23 protein-coding genes and 2 pseudogenes are annotated in these 21,443 nt (G+C 62.5%); 14 read left to right on the forward strand and 11 right to left on the reverse strand.

Going from position 1 to position 21,443, the window contains the following annotated elements:
- Positions 1-200: 200 nt before the first annotated feature.
- The 6 genes from E3O06_RS01730 (at position 201) to E3O06_RS01750 (ending at position 3,008) form a co-directional block, all read left to right on the forward strand.
- A complete protein-coding gene (locus E3O06_RS01730; RefSeq protein ID WP_134501317.1) occupies positions 201-668 on the forward strand; it encodes a hypothetical protein in 468 nt (155 codons plus the stop codon).
- Positions 669-764: 96 nt separating this feature from the next.
- Positions 765-938 (forward strand): hypothetical protein, encoded by a 174-nt coding sequence (locus tag E3O06_RS17380; protein ID WP_166788063.1) that lies wholly within the window; start codon positions 765-767, stop codon positions 936-938.
- On the forward strand, positions 935-1,813 hold the full coding sequence (gene lgt / locus E3O06_RS01735) for a prolipoprotein diacylglyceryl transferase (RefSeq protein ID WP_134501318.1): 879 nt from the start codon (positions 935-937) through the stop codon (positions 1,811-1,813). Before E3O06_RS17380 ends, lgt begins: the two co-directional genes overlap by 4 nt.
- A gap of 24 nt (positions 1,814-1,837) precedes the next feature.
- A complete protein-coding gene (locus E3O06_RS01740; protein WP_241979807.1) occupies positions 1,838-2,119 on the forward strand; it encodes a hypothetical protein in 282 nt (93 codons plus the stop codon).
- Between the two features lie 345 nt (positions 2,120-2,464).
- A complete protein-coding gene (locus E3O06_RS18340) occupies positions 2,465-2,572 on the forward strand; it encodes a hypothetical protein (protein WP_420898860.1) in 108 nt (35 codons plus the stop codon).
- Positions 2,562-3,008: a P-type ATPase actuator domain-containing protein gene (locus tag E3O06_RS01750; RefSeq protein WP_241979808.1), complete on the forward strand. Its 447-nt coding sequence runs from the start codon at positions 2,562-2,564 to the stop codon at positions 3,006-3,008. Before E3O06_RS18340 ends, E3O06_RS01750 begins: the two co-directional genes overlap by 11 nt.
- Positions 3,009-3,054: 46 nt before the next feature.
- Here E3O06_RS01750 and E3O06_RS18345 read toward each other — a convergent pair whose 3' ends face one another.
- From E3O06_RS18345 to E3O06_RS01810, 11 genes are all read right to left on the reverse strand, one after another.
- On the reverse strand, positions 3,055-3,573 hold the full coding sequence (locus E3O06_RS18345) for a DUF4395 family protein (protein WP_134501320.1): 519 nt from the start codon (positions 3,571-3,573) through the stop codon (positions 3,055-3,057).
- A 332-nt stretch (positions 3,574-3,905) separates the two neighbouring features.
- Positions 3,906-4,328 carry a DUF302 domain-containing protein gene (locus tag E3O06_RS01760; RefSeq protein ID WP_134501321.1) on the reverse strand — a complete coding sequence of 141 codons (423 nt, stop codon included), beginning with the start codon at positions 4,326-4,328 and terminating at the stop codon, positions 3,906-3,908.
- A gap of 46 nt (positions 4,329-4,374) precedes the next feature.
- Positions 4,375-5,835, reverse strand: coding sequence for a multicopper oxidase family protein (locus E3O06_RS01765; RefSeq protein ID WP_134501648.1), 1,461 nt, complete (start codon positions 5,833-5,835; stop codon positions 4,375-4,377).
- A 374-nt stretch (positions 5,836-6,209) separates the two neighbouring features.
- Positions 6,210-7,715: a multicopper oxidase family protein gene (locus E3O06_RS01775; RefSeq protein WP_241979809.1), complete on the reverse strand. Its 1,506-nt coding sequence runs from the start codon at positions 7,713-7,715 to the stop codon at positions 6,210-6,212.
- A gap of 66 nt (positions 7,716-7,781) precedes the next feature.
- Positions 7,782-8,747 carry a F510_1955 family glycosylhydrolase gene (locus E3O06_RS01780; RefSeq protein WP_134501324.1) on the reverse strand — a complete coding sequence of 322 codons (966 nt, stop codon included), beginning with the start codon at positions 8,745-8,747 and terminating at the stop codon, positions 7,782-7,784.
- The gene (locus E3O06_RS01785; protein WP_134501325.1) at positions 8,740-9,951 is read right to left on the reverse strand and encodes a M23 family metallopeptidase; all 1,212 of its coding nucleotides are present in this window, start codon (positions 9,949-9,951) and stop codon (positions 8,740-8,742) included. Before E3O06_RS01785 ends, E3O06_RS01780 begins: the two co-directional genes overlap by 8 nt.
- Before the next feature lie 34 nt (positions 9,952-9,985).
- Positions 9,986-10,645, reverse strand: a complete 660-nt coding sequence (locus E3O06_RS01790; RefSeq protein ID WP_166788067.1) for a M23 family metallopeptidase — start codon at positions 10,643-10,645, stop codon at positions 9,986-9,988.
- Between the two features lie 336 nt (positions 10,646-10,981).
- Entirely contained in the window at positions 10,982-11,575 is a 594-nt protein-coding gene (locus tag E3O06_RS01795) for a DUF305 domain-containing protein (RefSeq protein ID WP_134501327.1), read from the reverse strand.
- A gap of 94 nt (positions 11,576-11,669) precedes the next feature.
- Positions 11,670-12,350: a hypothetical protein gene (locus E3O06_RS01800; RefSeq protein WP_134501328.1), complete on the reverse strand. Its 681-nt coding sequence runs from the start codon at positions 12,348-12,350 to the stop codon at positions 11,670-11,672.
- Positions 12,296-13,609: an MFS transporter gene (locus E3O06_RS01805; RefSeq protein WP_478213377.1), complete on the reverse strand. Its 1,314-nt coding sequence runs from the start codon at positions 13,607-13,609 to the stop codon at positions 12,296-12,298. Before E3O06_RS01805 ends, E3O06_RS01800 begins: the two co-directional genes overlap by 55 nt.
- Complete coding sequence (locus tag E3O06_RS01810; protein WP_134501330.1) at positions 13,527-13,919, reverse strand: ArsR/SmtB family transcription factor; 393 nt, start codon at positions 13,917-13,919, stop codon at positions 13,527-13,529. Before E3O06_RS01810 ends, E3O06_RS01805 begins: the two co-directional genes overlap by 83 nt.
- Positions 13,920-13,929: 10 nt before the next feature.
- Between E3O06_RS01810 and E3O06_RS18225 the strand changes: the two genes are divergently transcribed.
- The 8 genes and pseudogenes from E3O06_RS18225 (at position 13,930) to E3O06_RS01845 (ending at position 21,329) form a co-directional block, all read left to right on the forward strand.
- On the forward strand, positions 13,930-14,646 hold the full coding sequence (locus tag E3O06_RS18225; RefSeq protein ID WP_277612232.1) for an ATP-binding cassette domain-containing protein: 717 nt from the start codon (positions 13,930-13,932) through the stop codon (positions 14,644-14,646).
- A gap of 37 nt (positions 14,647-14,683) precedes the next feature.
- Positions 14,684-14,824 (forward strand): hypothetical protein, encoded by a 141-nt coding sequence (locus E3O06_RS17390; RefSeq protein ID WP_166788068.1) that lies wholly within the window; start codon positions 14,684-14,686, stop codon positions 14,822-14,824.
- Positions 14,825-14,970: 146 nt separating this feature from the next.
- A pseudogene (arr, locus tag E3O06_RS01820) lies at positions 14,971-15,354 on the forward strand (NAD(+)--rifampin ADP-ribosyltransferase); the annotation flags it as partial.
- Between the two features lie 150 nt (positions 15,355-15,504).
- Complete coding sequence (locus tag E3O06_RS01825; protein ID WP_134501331.1) at positions 15,505-16,845, forward strand: CFI-box-CTERM domain-containing protein; 1,341 nt, start codon at positions 15,505-15,507, stop codon at positions 16,843-16,845.
- Complete coding sequence (locus E3O06_RS17845; RefSeq protein ID WP_134501332.1) at positions 16,793-17,533, forward strand: respiratory nitrate reductase subunit gamma; 741 nt, start codon at positions 16,793-16,795, stop codon at positions 17,531-17,533. The genes E3O06_RS01825 and E3O06_RS17845 overlap by 53 nt, the downstream gene beginning before the upstream one ends.
- A gap of 2 nt (positions 17,534-17,535) precedes the next feature.
- Positions 17,536-18,749 (forward strand): annotated as a pseudogene (locus E3O06_RS01835) (MFS transporter).
- A gap of 69 nt (positions 18,750-18,818) precedes the next feature.
- On the forward strand, positions 18,819-19,235 hold the full coding sequence (locus E3O06_RS01840) for a hypothetical protein (RefSeq protein ID WP_134501333.1): 417 nt from the start codon (positions 18,819-18,821) through the stop codon (positions 19,233-19,235).
- Between the two features lie 204 nt (positions 19,236-19,439).
- A complete protein-coding gene (locus E3O06_RS01845; RefSeq protein WP_134501334.1) occupies positions 19,440-21,329 on the forward strand; it encodes a CASTOR/POLLUX-related putative ion channel in 1,890 nt (629 codons plus the stop codon).
- Positions 21,330-21,443: the final 114 nt, after the last annotated feature.

The raw sequence follows: 21,443 nt of genomic DNA on the forward strand, positions 1-21,443 counted from the left end.
GTAACAGCCTCAGGCTGCGCAGGTTCGCAGCAGTGAAGACCGCATCAGTTGTGCAGAGTGAACACCCCTGAATGGACGCCGATTTCGCGTCGGTCGGTTGATCCGGTTCGCTCAGGTGGGAGCGCCGCCCATCGGGTACTCTACGGGATATAGGCTCGGCGTGAATCGTTTATTCGACCGGAATCTGAAGCGGAGGTGACATGATTCTGAAGGCCAGCTCGATCACGGACCGCCCCCACAGATATGTCACCCGCTCAACGATCGTTGCGGTGGTTGCCATGGCCGCGATGCTGCTCGGCTTGCTCGCCATTCACTCGGCGGGCGATGAGCAGGAGGTCGGCGTCGCGGCTTCAACCGCACTGATACATGCCGATTCGCCTAGCAGCCGCGATGCTAGTGCGGCCGGCGGTGTCGCTGCGGATACCGCTGCAGTTCACGCCGTAAACGGATCATTCATCAGGGGAGAAATCGGCACTCTCGGCTGCGCGCTCATGGCTATGGTGTGCGTTGTTCTCCTCATTCTCGCAACACGGGTGCTACCAGACCGTTTACCTGCTGAGTACGATCGTCTACTCGACGCCGGTGGTCGCTTGGCTGATGCCGTCTACAATGCCCCTCTCCACATTCACAGGCCCAGCCTGACTGTTCTCTCCATCAGTCGCACCTAGACCGAGTCCGACCCACGCGCCAGTAACAGGCCGCGTAGCTTTGCCGTGCCCTACGGCCCCTCGGTTTCGGAATGTTTGACGATGAACGGAAGAACAATGCTTAGAGTACGTAAATACCTCCTTGCCACGGCAGCACTGGCAACAGCGCTCACCCTCAGCGCCTGCTCTGACGGAATGGCCGGCATGGACATGGGCAGCGACTCCAAAATGATGAACCCGTCGAGGGCGTCCGCTGCCTTCAATGAAGCCGATGTGACGTCTGCCCTATGAACATTTTTGACAGTATTCCGAGTCCTGATATCAATCTCATCCAACTGGGGCCATTCCGAATCTACTTCTACGCCCTGTTCATTCTCAGTGGCATCGTCGCGGCCGTCGTCCTCACGTCCCGGCGGCTCAGCCGCCGCGGCGGCCAGCCAGGCCTCGTCATTGACATCGCCATCTGGACTGTTCCGTTTGGAATTGTCGGTGGACGGCTGTACCACGTTGTCACTCACCCGAACGACTACTTCTTCCCTGGCGCTGACCTGTGGAAGACGCTTTATGTGTGGGAGGGCGGTCTGGCAATCTTCGGCGCCGTCATCTTCGGTAGCGTCGGTGCATATATTGCCTGCCGGAGGGCAGGACTGCGCTTCCTGTCCTTCGCCGACGCACTGGCGCCCGGAATGTTGCTCGCGCAAGCGTTGGGGCGCCTCGGCAACTACTTCAACCAGGAGCTCTTCGGCACGCCCACGACCCTGCCATGGGGGCTGGAGATCGACCCGTCGCAACCAGCCTTCCCAGTGGGATTGCCGGTGGACACCCTCTTTCATCCACTGTTTCTCTACGAGATTCTCTGGAATCTGTTCGGCGTCATCATCATTCTTCTTGCCGATCGTCAATTCAACCTGCGCTGGGGGAGAGCACTCGGCCTCTACCTGGTCATCTATGGGACGGGCCGTACCTGGTTCGAATCCTTCCGGCTTGACCCCACGGAATTCGAGCTGCTCGGGGTCAAGATCAACATGATCACCGCCGCCGTTGTCGCGATCATCGGACTCATTGTGATCGTCGTCCAATCGCTCCGCCACCGGGAACCAGAGACCAGCCCGTACCTGCCGGGCCGGGCATGGTCATCCGAAAAAACTCCGGTCGACAGCCTCTAACCCCCGTCCCAACAGGAGGACGCAATGAAGCACCCACGCGGAAAAACAGCCAAGGTCGTCGCTGTGTCGACGTTGAGCGTAGAGGAATTGGCCCGGAAGACGTATTGGCGCAAGCGCCGGTTCGTCCGTAGCGGGCAGATGCTCATGCTCGCAGGCGTTCTCGTCGCCCTCGTGCACTGGCTCGCGCACATTGAAGCGTTCGGGCCGGGGCAACCTGCGGGTTGGTTGGATCTTGCAGTTGGATATCCCATGGGAGGGATTCTGCTCATCGTTGGCGCGATTCTGGCCGGTAAGAAATTGCCATGAGCAGGAAGATAACCCATGCGAGTCGTCGGGCGGTCGCGGCAGCGTCGGCGATGTCGGCCGGGACCGAGCGGAGGCGCCCGATCAAGAGGGCCGGGGCGTTACTGCGCCGGCCTGGCGTGGGTGTTTCCGGGTCTTAAGCCCCTACTTGGGTCTATGGCGCATCAGTAGCGTTGAAGCCACAAACGATACCGCGTCACGGGCATCGGGCGTCGCGGTTACTCGCACGCCCATTCGACCGATTTCAGTCGTAGGCTATGGGAGAGAATCCTGAAGCAGGACCGCAGAAGCGTCGTGGTCGAAGTCAGGGGCCTGCACTGGGCAACCTCGAAGACTGTCGTCGAGAAGGTGCTTTCCCGTCGTCCCGGGGTTATCTCCGCCGACGCGAATCCGGCATCGCAGACGGCCAGCATCAGCTATCGTCACGCTGACCGGCGGTGGCGAGGTGTTCTATGAAGCCGCAAGCATCCTGGCGTCGTTCGTTCTACTCGGCCATTGGCTGGAGATGCGGGCGCGCGGCGGCGCGAGCGAAGCGATCCGAACCCTCTTGGAACTGGCCCCGTCGGTCGCTCTGGTGATCCGAGATGGAGAACCGGTCGAAGTGCGAACCGGCGACGTGCTGTCGGGGGACCTGCTGCTTATTCGTCCGGGGTTCAAGATCCCAGTCGACGGAACTGTGGAAGACGGCCAATCCGATGTCGATGGGTCGATGGTGACCGGGGAAAGCCTCCCGGTCGAGAAGTCGGTCGGCTCCAACGTTGTCGGAGCCACTCGTAATACCACGACACACCGGGTTGAGGAACCGAGCAGACTCACGCGGTTGGCGAGATCACGTGAAAGCAGACTCCAAGGAGTGAAGACCGACCTCGGAATCGTGCAACCCGTGAACTGAGACTCAGGCTCGCGGAGCGGCTCGGCTGAGTGGACCTGCTCGCCTTCTACCTTGCCGCTGAGTGAGCGAAAAGTAGTCTGTAGACCCATGATCCGAGACACCAATGGGTGGTGGTGAGGATTATGCCGCCGAGAGCGACCATACCCCCCAGCACGAATCCCAGCGCGGGTAGTTCGTAGTAGAAGGACAAGGCGGACCCTGAAATTAGCACGGTGGATAGTAGGTAGGAAAATCGTCGTGGACTCGGCGTGGACGGAAGCGCCGGAGCACGAAGTAGATGGCGAACACCCAAGTTATAGACCAGATCAAGAATCATGCCACGAGGAAATAATGCCCCGGTAAGGGGAACGATTGCTCCCAATCCAAGAAATAAAGGCGACTGCAAAACCAATCCAAGAACGAGCAGGACGGTCGCTACTGCTGGAGTGAATCGTAGGGGCCATGCGTAACAGGACTTGGCATCATCATTGAGACCTCCGAATCCTTGCTTATCCAGGTTGGCCTTCGTTGATTCTCTCAGTTCCGTCATTACCAATTCCTTAATGCTGGCCATAGACAATCCCATATGTTGGCGGCACGGTCGACGGCAGTGTGCTCCAGACCGCAGGCGAGGTCAAAGAGCCGGAAGTCCTGGTCACCGGTGAGACGCTCGTAGAGGATCGATTCCGGCGGGAAATAGCCATTCGAACCCGGTGTCATCATAGTTCCTTCTCCGCAATCGAAGCTGAGCACCTAGGAGAACGTTCATGTGTGTCGACTTGCCTAAACCATTTTCGCCGACGAGACCAATGATTTCGCTAACTTCATAGCCCCGCGCTAGAGCAGAGCGCCGCTGAGCGTTTCGGGTCACAGATTCAACGACAAAGTCTTGACCGTGCTTCAGCGGTGGATCGCCTGTTACTTGCTGCTGTTTTCTCCTTGTAGAGCTGCGAGCACGGCGAGAAGACGTGCATCGGCTTGATCAGCAACGTTTTGTATCGCTGGGGAGTTGCTCAGTTGGACCATGGCTTGTGGGTTGATGGCTTGCACCGTGGTGGTATTCGCTGACGGGCTTCGTCGGATGACGACGTTGCACGGAAGCAGCAATCCCATGTCGGGCTCTGCGGTGAGTGCTTGTTCGGCGAGCGGCGGGTTGCAGGCGCCCAGGATCAGGTAGTCGCCGAGTGTGCGCGCGCTTTCCACGCCGAGTTTCGCTTCGAAGGTCGCGTGGACGTCGATTTCGGTAAGTATGCCGAATCCCTGGCTTGCGAGTTCCTCCCTCACTCTGGCGACGGCTTTCTCGTAGGGCACCGGGACGGTGATGGTGTGCGCATAGTTCATTGGCTTCTCCTGATCTATTTTCTTGAATTGGTGATTGCAGCCGGTGTCAGCGTGCGGTGATTATGCCCATCATGCCGGCGTCTTCATGGTCGAGGATATGGCAGTGGTAGACGGTCCGTCCGCTGAAATCGTCGAATGCGATCCGCACGCGCACCATGCTGCGTGCCGGTATGTTCACGACGTCCTGCCAGATCGCTGACTCGACTGATTGGCGATCCTGTTCGATAATCTGCATTGGCCAGACGTGCAGGTGTAGCGGGTGATCGAGGGTACTGGTGTTGGTGAGGGTCCACTCTTCGACGCTTCCAAACTGCACGGTGGTGTCGACATGGGTGGCATCGAATGTCCGGTCGTTGATGGTGGCTGACATCATGCTGCCGCCCATGCCGCCCCCCATTCCCATAGCGAACACCAGTTCGCGCCGAGCGGTGACGGCAGCGGAACGCAAGTCCCGTGGTGCGAGCTGGTCGGGTACCGCAGTGAATTCGTCGGTGTCGGCGCCGGCGACGGCGAACGTGGCCAGTACGACATCAGCGGAACTGGTCGTGCCGCCGCCCATCATTCCGCCAGATGCACCACGGTCATAGCGGAGAGCGCGAAGGGTGGATGTGCCCGCGCGTGCGGTCACGAGCAGGTCTGCGCGATTGCCCGGAGCCAAGACGACTTCGTCGACGTCGCGCGCGGATTCGAACCGGCCGGAGTCGATGCCGAGGAGGGTGAGTTGCTGCCCGTCGAGTCGAAGCCGCAGATAGCGGGAGGTACACGCGTTGATAACTCGCCAGCGTTCCCGCTCGCCGGGGCTGGCGCTCAGGTCAGGAACAAGCTGCCCGTTCACCAGAACGAGCTCGCCCTCCCGGCCCGACATCTTCTCCATTTCGGTGGCAGCTGAAATGGTGCCGGAAGAATCGAAGGTCATGTCGGAGATGACGAGTACGCGCTCGCGGGTGGCCGGGATCTCTTCGGCATCTTCTACAATGATCGCGCCGTACAGGCCTCCGAATACCTGATCGGCGACGAGTCCGTGGTGGTGCGGGTGGTACCAGTACACGCCCGGCGGGTGATTGGTGGGTAGCTCATACCGGTAGTCGAAGGAGTCGCCGGCGTCGACCGTGACGAACATGTTGTCGCTATTGTTTTCCGGCGAGACGTGGAGGCCGTGCACGTGCAGGTTGCTCGGGTCGGTCAGTCCATTGCGCAGGCTGACATTGAGGATGTCGCCCGCCCGAACGCGCAGTGTGGGGCCGGGGACGCCCCCGTTGTAGCTGAGCGCACGCACGTCCCGGCCGGCAATGCTGACCTGCTGAGACGACGACTCCAAGGCCACCGTCAGCACGCCATTGGAGCTACGCAGTTCAGTGGGCTGAACGAGAGCGACTCCAAGCGACCCTTCCGAAGTCTGCGGCCTCCCCGATTGTAGATTCACAACGAAGCCGGTCCCGCCGATGGCCACCCCGCCAATACCTACACCGCCCAGAATGAGAGCGTTTCGGCGGCTGATGTCAATCATCATCGGCCTTCGCCGAGCACCCGTATCTGTTCGCGATACTGCTCTGCCGTCAGTTCCCCGCGAGCAAATCGCTCGTCAAGGATCTTCCGTGCGCTGGTTAGATCAGACGGCGCTGAGGGGGGCGGTGACGATGGGCCACGCTCCACGTTTTTGGTCGATAAGCGAATGATGACGTACACGAGTATTGCTATGCCGACCATAGCCAGCAGTCCGAACCCCCAGGACCACCCCATAGTTCCATTGCCCCACATCATGATGTTATTCCCTTCGTAATTCGTAAATCACCTAAGTATACCTCTAGGGGTATACCATCCGACTGGATGTCAGCCGCACAAATTTAGATCGGATGGTTGACCGGAGCTTGGGCCGGTGCGCTAGCGCACGTAGGAGAACAGTCCGATCATGCCGCGTTCGGCGTGGTACGCGTTGTGGCAGTGCGCGATCCACTGACCGGGGTTATCGGCGTCAAATTCGAACGTAACGGTTTCTTTCGGGCGCACGATAACCGTGTCTTTGCGTGCCCCGTTGTTGGCCAGTTGAAAGCTGTGTCCGTGCAGGTGCATGGGGTGCCACATGGTGGTGTCATTGACCATCTTGACCTGAACGCGTTCATCCAGACTGATATCAAAGGCGCCCGCAGACGGCTTCTTCATGTCGAAGCGTCGCCCATTGATGCTCCAGTCATACTTGCCCATGCTGCCCGTTAGGCGCACGGTGTGGATGCGGTCGGGTGCCTTAGCGGTGAGGAGCACGGATTCGTCTGCGGTGAGGCGGCCACCGTCGGTGACTTGACCGTCCAGGGTTGACGGAAGTGCGCCGACATCTGGGGCGGTGCCGCTGCCGGTGCTGATGAGGCCGTAGGCGCGGCCGTCCTTCCCCTCGGGGATGGCCAGAAGCGGCGTGTATCCGTCCTGAACGGTGAGGATCGCATCAATGCGTTCGCCCATGCCAAGCACAACCGCGTCGACATCCTCGTGTTGCACCGGGAATCCGTCCGTGTGCGTCAGGGTTATCTTCTGCCCCGGCACCCCAACCCGGTAGGCGGTGTCTCCGGCCGCATTAATAATCCGCAAACGAATACGGTTGCCCGGCTTGCTCTGGAATACCTCAGCATCCTGCGCGGCCCGTCCATTGAACAGATGGGCGGGTATTCTCACGTCCCCGGCGTCTCCGCCGAGGTAGGTACTTGTAGCGCCCATGAGCATGTGCGTCATGGGCATATCCATTCCGGACATGTCCATACCCATGGACAGTTCCTCGAAAGCGTCGTCAGGCGTGCCGGTGATGCCGTCGAGCCAATCGTCGAGCAGGATCACCCACTCCTGGTCATACAGCAAAGGCTCTCGCGGGTCCTCGATGATGAGCGCGCCGGAGAGGCCGCGTTCGCGTTGCATATCAACGTGCGAGTGATACCAGTACGTCCCTGGCTGGTTGAGTCGGAACTGATAGTCAAAGCTGCCGCCTGCTGGGATCGCCGGTTGCGTCACGCCGGGAACACCGTCAGCGTCATTGCGCAGAGCCAGGCCGTGCCAGTGCACGCTCGTCGATTCAGCGAGACTGTTGGCGACTGGGACGTTGAGCGTGTCCCCGATTTTCGCGCGGATGATCGGCCCGTTGATGGCTCCGTTGTACCCCCACGTGCTCAAAGCAACACCAGCGACGGTCGTGTCAAAGATTCCCGCACTGAGCTTCTGCGTGACCGTTGTCCCGGTCGAGGGGCGAGCCTCTTCGTACTGTGAAACCAGCCGATCTGTTGGCAGGATGCGATCGATAGGTTTTGCAGCCGGAGATGCCGACTGTGCGCAAGAGGCCAGTGCTGCTGTGGTTGCCGTGGCCAGGGAGGCGCCGAGGAAGGCTCGACGCGTGAAAGACGAATTCATCAAATTTCCTTCTCTCGATGATGCGGACGTCGGTCGGATGGCCGGTGTCGTTCGGTGGTGCGGATGCTAACTGGACAGCGATACCAGCGCGGTCCATGTTTTCCCGTAGTCATTGCTGGCGGAGATGCCGGTGGCGTCCGCGACGAGGATCCACGGTGAGGAGCCGCCCACGACGGTGAACGCTTCGGGGGCACGCCCGGTCGTTCCGGTTTGGGTCCACGTCTCGGCGACCTGGCGCCAGACTGCGCCGCTGGGATCTAGACCGACAATTCCTCCGCCTGCGTTTGCGTCGATGGTGTCCATCAAGAGCAGCGCCGGTGCGCCAGCCAATGCGCTGAACGTGCGACCCGCATCGGTGCTCACCACGACGCCTGCGGCGGTGGTTGCGTAGAGCTGATCGGCCTGGGATGGATGCACGCTCATGTCGCGGAGGGCGAGGTTCGCTCCCGCTGACCAGGTCAGGCCGGAGTCGTCACTGACGGAAAGGGTCCCGGCGCCCGCGTCGTACCCGTAGACACGCAGGGTGCCGTCGTCGAGGGGGACGGCGTCCAGATCGTGAAAATCGGTTTTGCCCGCCAGCGACAGCGGCGTCCAGGTGGACGCACCGTCCGTGCTGGAGATAAGTCCCAGATTGGGCAGCGCCAGGTCGCTGGGTTCGGTCGGATCGGGGTGACCAGACGCCAGCAACTGACCCGGCGCGGCCACGGTGAAGCCCATTGTGTCCTGCGCCCGGCCGGCGATCTGCAGCGGCTGGGTCGTGTTCGCGCGTGGCGCTCCGGTCAGATAGGTGTCGGGCAGCACGCCGGTGGGGATGAGCCACACCCCTTGGTGGGTGGCTGCATAGGTGTCTCCGGTGAGGGGATCGGCGCCGAGGCCATGCACGTGCTCGAAAGCGTTCGCTGCCGCGTCAATGCTGGGCGACCCTCCCGCCGAATCCACGTCATTGGCGGAACACCCCGTGAGAACCATGAGGCCTACGAGCGGGAACGAGAGTGCGATGATCCGGCGACGTGACCGGTTGAATCTAGCCAAGGGTGACTCCACGAGTGCTCATGAAGGATTGTGGATTGACGCGGGCACCATTGACTCGTGTTTCAAAGTGCACGTGGCAGCCAGAGGACGCACCAGTCGTTCCCACGAGAGCGATGGTGGCGCCTGTGGAAACCTGTTGCCCGGTGCTGACGAGCAGTGAGCTGTTGTGTGCATAACCGGTTTGGGTACCGTCACCGTGGTCGATGAGGACCCAGTTTCCGTAGGAGCCAAGCCAGCCGGCGTAGCTGACTGTTCCAGCGGATGCTGCGGACACGTTCTGCCCGCAGCCCGCAGCTATGTCGGTTCCATAGTGGAACGCACCGACTCCGGCCACTGGTTTGTTGGGCCGAGCCCCATACGCTGAGCTAATCCAGCCTGATACGGGCAAGGTCCAGCCCTGTGCGTTGGGCGCGCGGCTGCCGCCCGCGGGCCTGCTCGCTGCCGCTGAAGCTGCCGCCGCAGCGGCTTGGGCTGCGCGCGCTTTCGCGGCGGCTGCTTCGGCTGCCCGGCGGATTTCTTCGCCCGCGGCGTAGTCGGCTTCCGTCGCGGCGCGATCCTCGGTCAGAACTGCAAGCTGCGCCTGTAATGTTGCGGCAATTTCCTGCTGGTCGGCTAGTGCCGTCTCCACCCGGACGCTCGCGGCCATCGCTTCGGCCAACGCGGTTTCGGCAGTCTCCGCCAGCGCGCCGAGCGTCTGCTGAGCGATCTGGGCCTGATCCGTGAGCGATCTGGCGGAGTTTTCGTCGGCGGCGGCGGACTCATAGACCACACTCATCCGCTCTGTCAGTTTGCTCATGGAACCAAGTTGATTCAGGAGGTCGCTCGCGCTGGGCCCGTCCAAAAACAGCGAAAGTGACAGGTCGCTGTTTCCAGACCGAGCGAGCATGGCCGCCAGCCGTCCGGCCTGTTCGCCCGAAACAGCGGCGGCGGCCGAAGCAGCGTCGGCCTGGTCCTGCAAGTTTGTCGCTCGCAATGTCGCGTCGTCGAACGCGTTTTGCGCGGCCTCGTAGGTGGCTGCACGACGAGATGCTTCCGCACGCGCCGCATCCACTTCGGCGGTGAGGCCTGCGATCAGTCCGGTCAGTTCTGTGACCTGCGCTTGTTTACCGGCTTCGGACGACCGTGCGATTTCCACGTCCGACCAGCTCGGGTACTCCGCCGCGCCTGCCGGCGCCGCGATCCCCAAGAGCGCAAAAACTGTCACCGCTACAATCGCGATCCGTGCCGCGCCTCTGCGCTTAGCCAAGGGACACCCCCCGGGTGCTCATAAATGTCTCGGCATCGATGCGCTCACCGTCGACGCGTGTTTCAAAATGCACGTGGCAGCCGCTGGACGCACCGGTTGATCCCACTATCGCGATGATTTCACCGGCCACAACCAGCTGATCGGAGTCGACGAGGAGCTGACTATTGTGGGCATATCCCGTCTCGACGCCGTTGCCGTGGTCGATAAGAATCCAGTTGCCATACGAGCCCTGATAGCCCGAGGTGACAACTTTGCCTCCGGTCGCCGCGAAGACGGGTTGGCCGCAGGGAGCGGCAATGTCGGTTCCGTTGTGGAAGTCGCCGACACCATCAACGGGTTTGTTCGGGCGAGAACCGAAGGGGCTCGATATCCGGCCCAGAACCGGTAAAGCCCAGCCTTGATCGCTGAGCTGGCCCGGACTCAGGCTGGCCCATTCCCCGTTGCTGGCGATTTCGGTGTACGACGCCGGTTCAGGTGCTTCCGTGATGGTGTATCCGTCGCGTTGAATGGGCACGGTTGTTGTACCGGCGGCACTGACGCTTTGGAGATCGTCCACCTCGACCGCGGCAGTCGGTGCGGATTGCGGTGTTTCCGTGTCGACCGCAAGCGCGGGCAGGGACGTGCTAATCGCAAAGAGGGCGATCATCGCCATGGCGCTTACGGCCGCAGCGCGCTGGCGTAGTGAGACGGGCCGGGGCACTGCCCGCGCCGGCTGAACGGCAGATTCAGTCGGGCCGGATCGGTGCGCGCGCAGCCTGGTCTCTAACGCGCGCATGTCGCGACGAGACATTGGTGGCAACGCGCCGGAGATGTGGGGCGCCGTGGCGACGTGACCGGTGCTATCCACGGAGCACCGAACCCGCGACGCGCACCAGAGGAAGAGTGTGACGGCAATGCATACTTATGTCCTTGCAGGTCGTTCGGAAAATGAAAGGTGGGCTCCAGGGACGGGCTCTTCCAGAGAAGAGCCCGTCCCGAACGTGTCGCTCTAGAGCGAGGTGAGGAGCTCGGCCATGACGGCGATTTCAGCCGTCTGCGTCTTGACGATGTTGGCGGCCATCGCCTGGGCATCCGCATTTTCACCATCATCCATTTCGAGCTGCGCCATCGCGATAGCGCCCTCGTGATGCACCGTCATCTGTTCGACGAACAGCTTGCTAGCCTCGATTCCCGAGGCGTCCTGCAGGGCCATCATGTCGTCGTCGGACATCATTCCGTCAGAGCCGCCGCCCATGCCGCCCATGCCGGACATGCTGTTGTCATCCTCGCCCCACGCCGTCAACCAGTCCTTCAGCTGCGTGATCTCCGGTTCTTGGGCAGTCTTGATCTCCGTTGCGAGGTCGATCACGCTTTGGTCGATACCGTCCTTGGCGAGGAGGTCATCGCTCATCTGAACTGCCTGCTCGTGGTGGGGGATCATCATCTGCGCAAAGGTCACGTCCGCGGAATTGAATGCCGCTGTGGTTTGGCTGGCGGAGGGGCTGGCTGAGTCGGTGGCGGGACTGCCGCCAGCGCATGAGCTGAGGGTGAGAGTGGCCGCCAGGGCCGCAGCAGCATAGAAGAAAGTTCGTGGTTTGAGCATCGTTCATCCATTCGTCGATAAGTAGTAGAAACCGAGTGGCCGCAGGGACGGCAAAGTTCCGAAGCTACTGGCTGGCTCGGAACCACATCACGGTCTAAACGCGACAGATGGAGAGAAGGGTGAGGCTGGGGCGCTCAACAGGCAGGGCGGCGGTGCGCCAGGAGTTCAGGATGATGCCGCCGGCATCGAGCAGGCGCCGATACGTAGCCGGAAGCCGAGTCAGGAACACCATCACGACGAGAGTGAGTAGCAGGACGCACGTCATTGCCAGCAGAGCGCAATCAAGCATCCCGTCCAGGCTTCCGGGCGAGATCGCCGCGACGACGGGAGCAGCCATGACGGCAGCCATACCCATCACCGAAGTTTGCTGCTCCGGCACAATCGATGAAGCAGCAACACTTGATGAAGCAGGGGCCTGCGTGTGCATGGCATGCCCGGTCGCCTCGGAATGAATGGCAAAGACCGCAAAGAGCAGCGCGGCCAGAGCGAGCAAGGCGACGAAAGGCGACACAGAGACGGGTGCGACCAGCCGTCGTACCGCACGCTTCAACGTCATTTCACCTACTTCTTCGCCGACAGCTCTGGACTGAACTGACAATGTCTTCCCTCGCAGAGTACCCCACAGCGTGCGGTGAATCCTGAATGCCCGTTTCACGAGAGCAAAACCGCGGATCGTGACAACCTCTTCTGCGGGGAGCACGGCAAACAGCACTTTTTCTCTCAGACGACGATCGGTGCGTCCACGGGTGACGAAGATGTTGTCTGAGTCGTCCACGCCCGAAGCGCAATGATGCCGGCGAGTATTCCGATGCCGGCGAGCACCACTGCAGTTGGTGCCAGCCCGAGCAGGGCGCCGAGTATCCCGGCGAGAGGATACGTCACGATGAAGCAGGCGTGCGAGAGCGAGAACTGTGCGGCAAAGACGGCCGGGCGATTCGTTTCGTCGGACGAGCGGCGCAATAGTCGTGCCGACGGCGTCAGGATGAGTGCGGTAGCGGCGCCGAGCACAAACCAGATCACGAGAAGACCAACCCAGGTCAGGGTTGTTGCCGGTAGGGAAACAACACCGGCGAGGGCCAGCAGCCCGACGGGTAGTACCGCACAGCCGAGCAGCATGACGTTTCGGTCGGCGAAGCGTTCGAGTACCCGCGGCAGCGCGAGCGCGACGAGCATGGACCCCAATCCGTAGCAGGCCAGGGCGAGGGCGAAATCGGACTGAGCGCGGCCGAAGTGGCTTTGCACGAGCACGACCGTGTTGACAATGACCATGCCTGTCGACGTCGCGACGACCATGTTCATGGCGAGCAGAGCGCGCAATTCCGGTGTGCGCGAAAAGACGCGTGCACCGCGGGTGAGGCGTTCCCAGAACGGTGTCGGAGGGGAGACGTGGTGTGTCGGCAGGGTCGCTGTGAGCACGAGCAGGGCGGAGCCAACGAAGCCGACGACAGTTCCCAGGAACAGGGAGTGGTAGCTGATCACGGTCAACAGGGCGGCGGCCAGGATCGGGCTCAGGAGCGATTCGAGGTCGTAGGCCAGTCGGGACAGCGACAGCGCTCGGGTGTATTCACTCTCGTTTGGAAGGACGGCCGGGATGAGGGCCTGGAATGCCGGGGTGAAGGTGGCCGAGGCGGCCTGCAGTACGAAGATGAGCACGTAGATCTGCCAGGCCTCGGTGACGAACGGCAGCGAGAGCGCGACGATCGCGCGCAGCACATCCGCTGATACCAGCAGGGTCTTGCGCGGCACGTGCGCCGTCAATGCGGAGATCACCGGGGCGATGCCGACGTAGGCGAGCATTTTGATGGTCAGTGCGATGCCGAGCACGATGCCCGCGTCGCCGCCGGCCAGGTCGAACGCAAGCAGGCCCAACGCCACGGTGAGCAGTCCGGTGCCGACCAGCGCCACGATCTGCGCGCTGAACAACCGACGATAGGTTCGGTTGCGCAGAACTTCAAGCATGAGCGCCCGCATCGTGAGCGTCAGCAGCCCGCTCAAGCGGATGCCGGTGGTGCGCCGGTGTGCCCCCAACGGCATGCTCCGCCTGGAAAATCGCATCCGCAACGAGCTGGCGAGCATGCTCATTGGCCAGACGGTAGAACACCCGCGTGCCCTCGCGGCGAGTCGCCACGATGCGCCCGAGCCGCAGCTTCGCCAAGTGCTGGGAGACGGCAGCTTGAGACTTATCGACCGTCTCGGCGAGCTGGTTCACCGACAACTCCGTGTCGCGGAGGGCCAGAATAATGCGAATTCGGGTGGCGTCGGCGAGCATTGAGAAGACCTCGACCGCCAGCTCGACGTACTCCCCGTCCGAATCAAGCGTGCACATCTTCTTGTCTGCATTCATACGCAGATTATTGCACAAGTATTCGCTGTTGCGATGCAGGCGCGGTCGCCTGCTGGAACTCCGACCTGTTACTGGCGCCGGCCTCTACGGGAGCTCTCCGATAACCGTCACCAGCCAGACCGCTGCAATTCCGCTGCAGAGTCCCACGCTGAAACTCGACAACGTCTCCAAACACTTCGAGGTGCACACATCCACCCGCATGTTCGCCCGCCCGGCCGTGCTCAAGGCGGTCGACGGCGTCTCGCTCGAGATTGCCCACTCCGAAACGTTTGCATTGGTCGGCGAATCCGGCTCGGGTAAGTCCACGCTCGGTCGCCTCGCCCTGCGCCGAAAGCGAACCGCACGTCGTTGCAGTGGGTGGGCGTCACCTAGTCGCGTGTCACTTTGCCGAAGGCATGCCCGTTGCCGATGCTGCCCGGCTGTCGATCGGTGCCGCAGCGTGAACGGTCGCAAGCGCAACCAGATCGTGTTGATCATCGGCCAACTCTTTTCGGGCGTGGGAGTGGCATCCGGTATCGCGGTGGGCGGTGTTCTGGCCGAGGAGTTGTCGGGCACCACGGCCGCAGCGGGCTCGGCGGCTTCGCGGGGACACAGGCGAAGACTCACGCGCGGAATTCAACGAGATCGCTCTGACACGGCGGGGCCGCTGCAGATGTCGCTGACGCTGACGCTCACGGTGCTCGGCCTCGGCTGGTCGGCGTGCCTGATCGGGGATCGTCGCTACTGAACCAATCGATGTCGACCGAGATTCGGGTGCCAACGACATGCTGATGAACTTCGGGGCGGCGGGCACGGCTACCCTGGCCGGCCCTATTCTCGCGGCGGGTGGATTCTTCTGGTTCAACGTCGTCGCGTTCTCTGTGCTTACGCCGGCCGGGGCTGGCACCGGCGACTATCTCGACTAAGCGTTCAGGTTGCTCTCCCACTGGCGGGGGGTGCTCACCCCGTATCGACATGACCGGTGTCCGTTCCCTCTCGTCCGGCGCCGGATTCGGCCCGCTCAGGTGGGGAAATCCAGAAATGAAGGACCTGAGTCCCGGCCGGCCGCGACTCGAACTTCGAAGCCGGCCGACGAGCGAATCATGTCTACGTCACGGCAACCCTGGATTCCGCAACGTGGGGCGCCGAGCTGGCCGCAGGGGAGGGCCGCGGGCGCATCTACATCGTGAAACCGACCGGCGCCCTCGAAGACGACCCGAGCGTGACCGACAAGAAATTCCCCGGCATTCCCACTCACTCGTACCGCACCCGCGAGCCGGTGGAGGTGGTCGGTGAACTCGTGGACTGGGTAGGACACTCGTCCGACCAGCTGAAGCGGATGCGAGAAAGTCTCGCGACGCTGACGCGCCAGGGCCTCGCGGTCATCGGCGACAGTGCTGGAGGACTCGCTGGCGGCGGACCGGCAGGGGAATTTGCGAAGATAAGCAGCCGCTGATCCCGCGCTCAGTGGAGTCGAGCATCTGGATCCACAGTGCCACTATCCGTGTCGAACCCGATTACCATACCGGCGCGCGACAGGACAGCACGCGTTCTGGGGCGCAGGGCGCATCTCCAAAGCGGTGTTCTACTCACTAGAGTCGACCGCATGAGTGTGAGTAATCAAGCTGAGCAAGCTGGCATGGACGCACAACAATTCCTCGAGCGGGCCACTGATGCACTGCCAGCCTCGGAATTGGAGGATTCTCTCGGCCGCCTAACTCCAGAAGCGCGGATGCTGGTGTGGGAAGCCTTGATTGACGGCGTCCCGGTGAATCCAGTGGAACGGTCGCGAGCGCTGGCGGGACATCTCATGCGAGAAGGCAAGGCAACTTTGGGGGAGTTTCAGGAGGACCTCGCCAGTATGTCTCCTCAGGGGCGCGCCCATGCATTCGGGCTGCTCACTTCAACTCCTGATTACAAGCTCAAGGGGATCCGCTGGCAACCGTATCCCTACCCATACGAGGTCGCTGCGGGCAAGAGAGTCACCGCCTATCAGACGACCGTCGACCTGGTTCGGGACCTGGTAGATGTCGACTGGGCCGAGGCAATGTCCACGATCGACGGCTCCAAGCGACAAGCCGGTGACGGTGACTGGGCCGGAGCTGCCGTGACTGTGCAGCGCGCCGTGAGCACTCTCGAGCGGCTGATCACTACTGTGTCCACAGTTTACCGGCACGACCTCGCGGTCGCCCTGTACCACCTTGAGGCCTATCTCGGGAATTCCCGAGACCGTGTGGGAGCTCGAGCGGCAATCGAACGTTCGCTCAACCTGCTCGTGGAGGTGCAAAAGACCGTTGATGATGACAGTGTGAAATTCGATATCGCCAAGGCGTTGGCGAGCCGCGCGGTGATTTTCGCGGAGACTGGCAACTTTACTGACGCACTGCGCGGTCAAGCGGCCTCGATTGCGGTTCTGGAACACCTAGCCGACTCGGATTTGCGTGAGTTCGGTCCGCCTCTCGCCGAGCACTTGACGCAACAGGCCTTATTTCTTCGCAGTGCAGGCGACATCCCGGAAGCCACGTCGATGATTGCTCGCGCCCTGGCCAGCTTCGAGCATTTGGTCGCCAGTGGTGTGCGTGCCGACCCGCGGTTCGTTGAGCGCGCCCGCACCGAGGAAGCCGATATTCGGGCGGCAGGAGGCTCTCCCAGCGCGCCGGACCGCGAGGATCCGGAAAAACAGGCACGCGCCGGCGGCGGTTGCTACATCGCCACAGCAGTATATGGTTCGTCCGAGGCGCCACCCGTGCTGACACTCCGCCACTTTCGCGACGAGAACCTGGCACAGTCCGGGGCGGGGCGGGCGTTCATCCGCTTCTACTACGCAACCAGCCCGGCGATTGCCAAGCGACTTGAACATGCGAGCGTGCTCAACCGCGTTGTGAGGCGATTCCTTGACTTTGTCGTTCGCAAGCTGGACGGCCGACGCCGTTCGGGCACGAATTGAATCTCGTGGCGGCACGCAACTCAGTGACCTGCCCTTCCTGGTGCGACTCGAGGAACACCCAGACGGACAGGGCCACGTGCCCACCAAGTTCCTCGTGGCGGCCGACCTGCCGGAGCAGGCGGGCACCGAGGGGGCCGCGTTCAAGACGGTGCTGCTCGACGCGAACACCGGCCAGCCGGTCGTGCCGAACGGTTCGATGGGCTACCGCTACGGCGAGACCGGGCAGGGCAAGTGGAACCTCGACCTGGAGGGTGTCGACCCGGCGCTGTCCCTCCTGAACGGAGCGAACGGCGAGGCCGAGAGCATCCGTTTGCCGTGTTTCGAAGCAACCTCGGGGGAGGGCTCGATCCTCACCCGCGGGGTGCCGGTGCGCCGCGTCGCCGGCCACCTCGTGACGACGGTGTTCGACCTGATGATGGCGCAGTACGGGGTGGGCCGGCCCGGGCTGCCCGGCGACTGGGCCACCGGCTACGACGATGTGTCGACGCCCCACACCCTCGTCGGCATGCTGCTCTTCACGATCTGGCCGTTCACCCGGCTGGTGCACGCCTTCACCGCCCCGCTGCACTATCTGTTCCGTCGCTACATCGTCTACCGCACCCGCGACAAGGTGCCCGGCGCGATTCGGCCGATCCGGCGGCGCTGGGCACCGATCGGCACCGAAGATCGAACGCGAGACAAGAAATAGCCATGGCTGGAACAGTGCGGGAACGCGCCCGCGCCAGCAAGGGCGTCAATCTCGTTCTCGCGACCTTGTCGTCCGTGGTGTGCTTTTGGGCGTGGACGAGCGTGGCACCGCTCGGGGTGCGCTACAGCCTCGATCTAGATCTGACGTCGACGCAGGCATCCGTGGCCATGCCCGTCTTCGTCGGTTCGATCGGACGTATTCCGGTGGGCGTGCTGACGGATCGCTTCGGGGGTCCGCTCATGTTCACCGCGGTGCTGTTGGCCACCGTGCCGGCGCTTCTGCTCGTGGCGCTGGCCGGAACACTCGGGGTCTACTGGGCCCGCGTGCTCTGCGCTCTTCTGTTGGGCGTGGCCGGAACGGTGTTCACCGTGGGGATCCCGTTCGTGAGCAACTGGTACGAGTTGTCGCGACGCGGCTTTGCCACCGGCATCTTCGGCGCGGGAATGGGCGGCACGGCACTGTCCGCCTTTTTCACGCCCAGATTCGTGAACTGGTTCGGCTACTTTTCCACGCACCTGATCCTGGCCGGCCTGCTGGTCGCGACGGCGGTCCTCGTGCGCACCTGCATGGGGAACGCGCCGACCTGGGTGTCCAACACCCAACCGTTCGTTCCCAAGCTTGTCGCCGCCTCGAAACTCGGTGTGACCTGGCAGATGTACTTTCTCTACGGGGTGGTGTTCGGCGGATTCGTGGCCTTCTCGACCTATCTGCCGACCTACCTGCGTGATATCTACGATTTCGATCTGACAGCGGCGGGAACTCGCACGGCCGGATTCGCCGTGGCGGCGGTTCTGCTGCGCCCGGTCGGTGGGATCCTCGCCGATCGGATGGGTCCCAAACCGGTCGTCATCGTGTCGCTGGCCGCCGTCGCGGTGCTCGCCTGGATAGTCAATCTGCGCCCCGACGGCGAGATACCGGCCGGACTGACCTTTGTTGCGATGGCGTCAGCCCTCGGGCTGGGAGCTGGCGGAGTCTTCGCCTGGCTGGGACGCAAGGCGCCACCCGACAAGGTCGGGTCGGTCAGCGGCATCGTCAGCGCGGACGAAGGCTCGGCGGCTATTTTCCCCCACTCGTGATGGGGGCCACCTACAACGCCGCCGACAACAGCTATGCCATCGGTCTGCTGCTGCTGGCGGGGACGGCCGCCGTTGCGCTGGTCTTCACTATTGTGGCCGTGCATGAACGTTCCATCCAACCGGCAGGTTCCGGACGCTGACACCGGAGTCGGACACCCGCGGTTCCGCCTACAGTGGGTGGTTCAGGGCGCACCAGTGAAAGGAACACCATGAGCACCACTTTCAGCAAAGAGGAAAAGGCTGCAATGCGAGCGGCGGCGGCCGAAGCGAAGGCCGCACAAGCGGGAGCCGACCTGGAGACAGCATGCCTCGCTGCTATCGCCGAGATGACCGGTACAGACAAGGAGTTGGCCGAGACCCTGCACCAGCTGGTCACGAAGCACACGAGCCTCGGGGCGAAGACGTGGTACGGAATGCCGGCCTACGCCAACAGCGACGGCAAAGTGGTGGTGTTCTTCCAGAGTGCAGCCAAGTTCAAGGTGCGGTATGCCACGATCGGATTCCAGCCAGACGCGAACCTCGACGACGGCAATCTCTGGCCGACCTCCTATGCCGTCTCGAAGCTGACCGCCGCTGATCAGAAGGTGGTGGTAGCGCTCCTGGAGAAAGCCGTCAGCGCGGCGTGACGGTTCACCAGCGATGCCCACAAGTGGGGGTACACGTTTGGGTGTGTCCGCTGGAACCTCCGATGGCTTTCACGCCAGACTTCGTTCACCGGGGCTGCACGACATCTGGGTCGCCGTATCGGTAGTTCCTTCTGCAGGGGGTGGAACGCAACTTCTCGCGCGCACCCGTACGAGGTCACGACCACACGCGTTGACAGAGGAACCATGGCCAACAGCACGAGCTTTCAGGAACGATTCCGGTACTGGTTCGACAGTGTCATGGCCAAGGGCGCTGGCGCCCTGATGGCCCTGCTGGCCCTCGCCAGCCTGGTGTTCATCGCTCTGGTCGCCCTCGTGGTGATGGTTTTTGGACTCTTTCCCACGGCCGAGCCCGGAGACCCGTCTCCAGGGTTCTTTGAAGTGCTCTGGGGCAACCTGATGCGTACCCTCGACAGCGGCACGATGGGCGGCGACGCGGGTTGGGGATTCCGGGGCGCCATGCTCGTCGTCACCATCGGCGGCGTCATCATGGTGGCCAGCCTGATCGGCATCATCTCGAGCGCCTTCGACTCTAAGGTCGACGAGTTACGCAAGGGTCGTTCCAAGGTGCTCGAGTCCGATCACACCCTCATCCTGGGCTGGAGCCCCAAGATTTACGCCATCGTCAGCGAGATCTGCGTCGCCAACGATTCCCGTAAGCGCTCGACCATCGTCGTTCTGTCGACCCGCGGAAAAGTCGACATGGAAGACGACCTGCGCGCCCAGGTGCCGAATACCGGAAAGACCCGCATCATCTGCCGCAGCGGCGACCCGATGAACCTCGCCGATCTGGAGATCAGCAATCCGCACACGGCCCGCAGCATTGTCATCCTCGCACCGGAGGGCAACAGCGACCCGGACTCCGTCGTGATCAAGACCGCGCTGGCATTGACCAACAATCCGCGCCGTAAGGAGTCCGCGTACCACATCGTCGGCGAAATCCAACAGCCCGGCAATCTGGAAGCTGCCCGTTTGGTCGGTCGCGACGAAGCACACTGGGTACTGGCGAGCGACCTGATCAGCCGAATCACCGTGCAGAGCTGCCGGCAGAGCGGGCTCAGCGTGGTCTACACCGAGCTGCTCGACTTCGATGGCCACGAGATCTATTTCACCGAGCAGCCGAACCTCGTCGGCCACACCTACTACGACACGCAGTTGTCGTTCGCCGAATCCTCCGTCATGGGCATGGTCAAGGGCGGGGTTGTGCACCTCAACCCCGAACCCGACCTGCAGTACGAGAGCGGCGATCAGCTCATCGTGATTGCCGAAGATGACAGCACCATCCGCGTGAGCGTGCCCGGTGCCGCCGACGAGCAGGCGATCAACGACGCCAGCGTGCTCGCAGTCGCCCCCGAGCGAACGCTGGTGCTCGGCTACAATTCTGGTCTGCACGCCATGCTTGCCGAGCTGAACGAGTACGTCACCGCGGCCTCGACCGTGACGGTGGTGGCCGACACCGAGCATCCGCTCTTCCCCGTCTTTGCGAACATGTCGGTCGCAGTTCAGAACGGCGACACCACGAGCCGGGCGCTGCTGGAGAGCCTCGGGGTGGAGACGTACGACCACATTATTGTCTTGGCGGACAAGAGCGAGAATGTGGAACCGCAGCGTTCGGATGCGCGCACACTGATCACCCTGTTGCACCTGCGGGACATGGCTGACCAGGCGGAAGTCGACCTCAATGTTGTCAGTGAAATGCTCGACGATGCCAACCGTGAGCTGGCCGAAGTGACCCAGGCCGACGACTTCATCGTGAGCGACAAGCTCATCAGCCTGGTGCTGTCACAGATCTCCGAGAACAAGCAGCTGACCGATGTCTTCAGCACGCTGTTCTCCAGCGACGGCAGCGAGATCTACCTGCGCCCAGCGGATGTCTACATTCGCCCGGGCGCGGAGGTCGACTTCTACACCGTGCTCGAGGCTGCCCGGCGTCGTGGTGAGACCGCCATCGGCTACCGGGTAGCCGAACACGCCCGGAGCAGCGCCCACGCCTATGGGGTGGCCGTGAACCCGAAGAAGGGCCTGAAGCGCAGCTTCGCCGCCGCCGACAAGATCATCGTGCTCGCCAACGATTAGGGCGAAATTGCCTAGACAGCTCTCAGCTTCGGGGCTACTGTGCCCAAGTCGGCGTCTGTGTGCGTCGGCTCCTTCGGGACAGCTCGATCCACGTCGCACTGGTGCGCCGCACAC

The organism is Cryobacterium glaciale, assembly GCF_004402535.1.
In the GTDB taxonomy this organism is placed as follows: domain Bacteria; phylum Actinomycetota; class Actinomycetes; order Actinomycetales; family Microbacteriaceae; genus Cryobacterium; species Cryobacterium glaciale.

Bases quoted from the DNA above. Each gene is read 5' to 3' on its own strand.
- E3O06_RS01810 (WP_134501330.1), bottom strand. From the start codon at position 13,919: ATGAATGCAGACAAGAAGATGTGCACGCTTGATTCGGACGGGGAGTAC.
- E3O06_RS01840 (WP_134501333.1), top strand. From the start codon at position 18,819: ATGAGCACCACTTTCAGCAAAGAGGAAAAGGCTGCAATGCGAGCGGCG.
- E3O06_RS01760 (WP_134501321.1), bottom strand. From the start codon at position 4,328: ATGAACTATGCGCACACCATCACCGTCCCGGTGCCCTACGAGAAAGCC.
- E3O06_RS01795 (WP_134501327.1), bottom strand. From the start codon at position 11,575: ATGCTCAAACCACGAACTTTCTTCTATGCTGCTGCGGCCCTGGCGGCC.
- E3O06_RS01845 (WP_134501334.1), top strand. From the start codon at position 19,440: ATGGCCAACAGCACGAGCTTTCAGGAACGATTCCGGTACTGGTTCGAC.
- E3O06_RS01730 (WP_134501317.1), top strand. From the start codon at position 201: ATGATTCTGAAGGCCAGCTCGATCACGGACCGCCCCCACAGATATGTC.
- E3O06_RS17390 (WP_166788068.1), top strand. From the start codon at position 14,684: ATGCTGATGAACTTCGGGGCGGCGGGCACGGCTACCCTGGCCGGCCCT.
- E3O06_RS17380 (WP_166788063.1), top strand. From the start codon at position 765: ATGCTTAGAGTACGTAAATACCTCCTTGCCACGGCAGCACTGGCAACA.
- E3O06_RS01790 (WP_166788067.1), bottom strand. From the start codon at position 10,645: ATGGCGATGATCGCCCTCTTTGCGATTAGCACGTCCCTGCCCGCGCTT.
- lgt (WP_134501318.1), top strand. From the start codon at position 935: ATGAACATTTTTGACAGTATTCCGAGTCCTGATATCAATCTCATCCAA.
- E3O06_RS01825 (WP_134501331.1), top strand. From the start codon at position 15,505: ATGAGTGTGAGTAATCAAGCTGAGCAAGCTGGCATGGACGCACAACAA.
- E3O06_RS01740 (WP_241979807.1), top strand. From the start codon at position 1,838: ATGAAGCACCCACGCGGAAAAACAGCCAAGGTCGTCGCTGTGTCGACG.
- E3O06_RS01775 (WP_241979809.1), bottom strand. From the start codon at position 7,715: ATGAATTCGTCTTTCACGCGTCGAGCCTTCCTCGGCGCCTCCCTGGCC.
- E3O06_RS01765 (WP_134501648.1), bottom strand. From the start codon at position 5,835: ATGATTGACATCAGCCGCCGAAACGCTCTCATTCTGGGCGGTGTAGGT.
- E3O06_RS01805 (WP_478213377.1), bottom strand. From the start codon at position 13,609: ATGCCGTTGGGGGCACACCGGCGCACCACCGGCATCCGCTTGAGCGGG.
- E3O06_RS18345 (WP_134501320.1), bottom strand. From the start codon at position 3,573: ATGGGATTGTCTATGGCCAGCATTAAGGAATTGGTAATGACGGAACTG.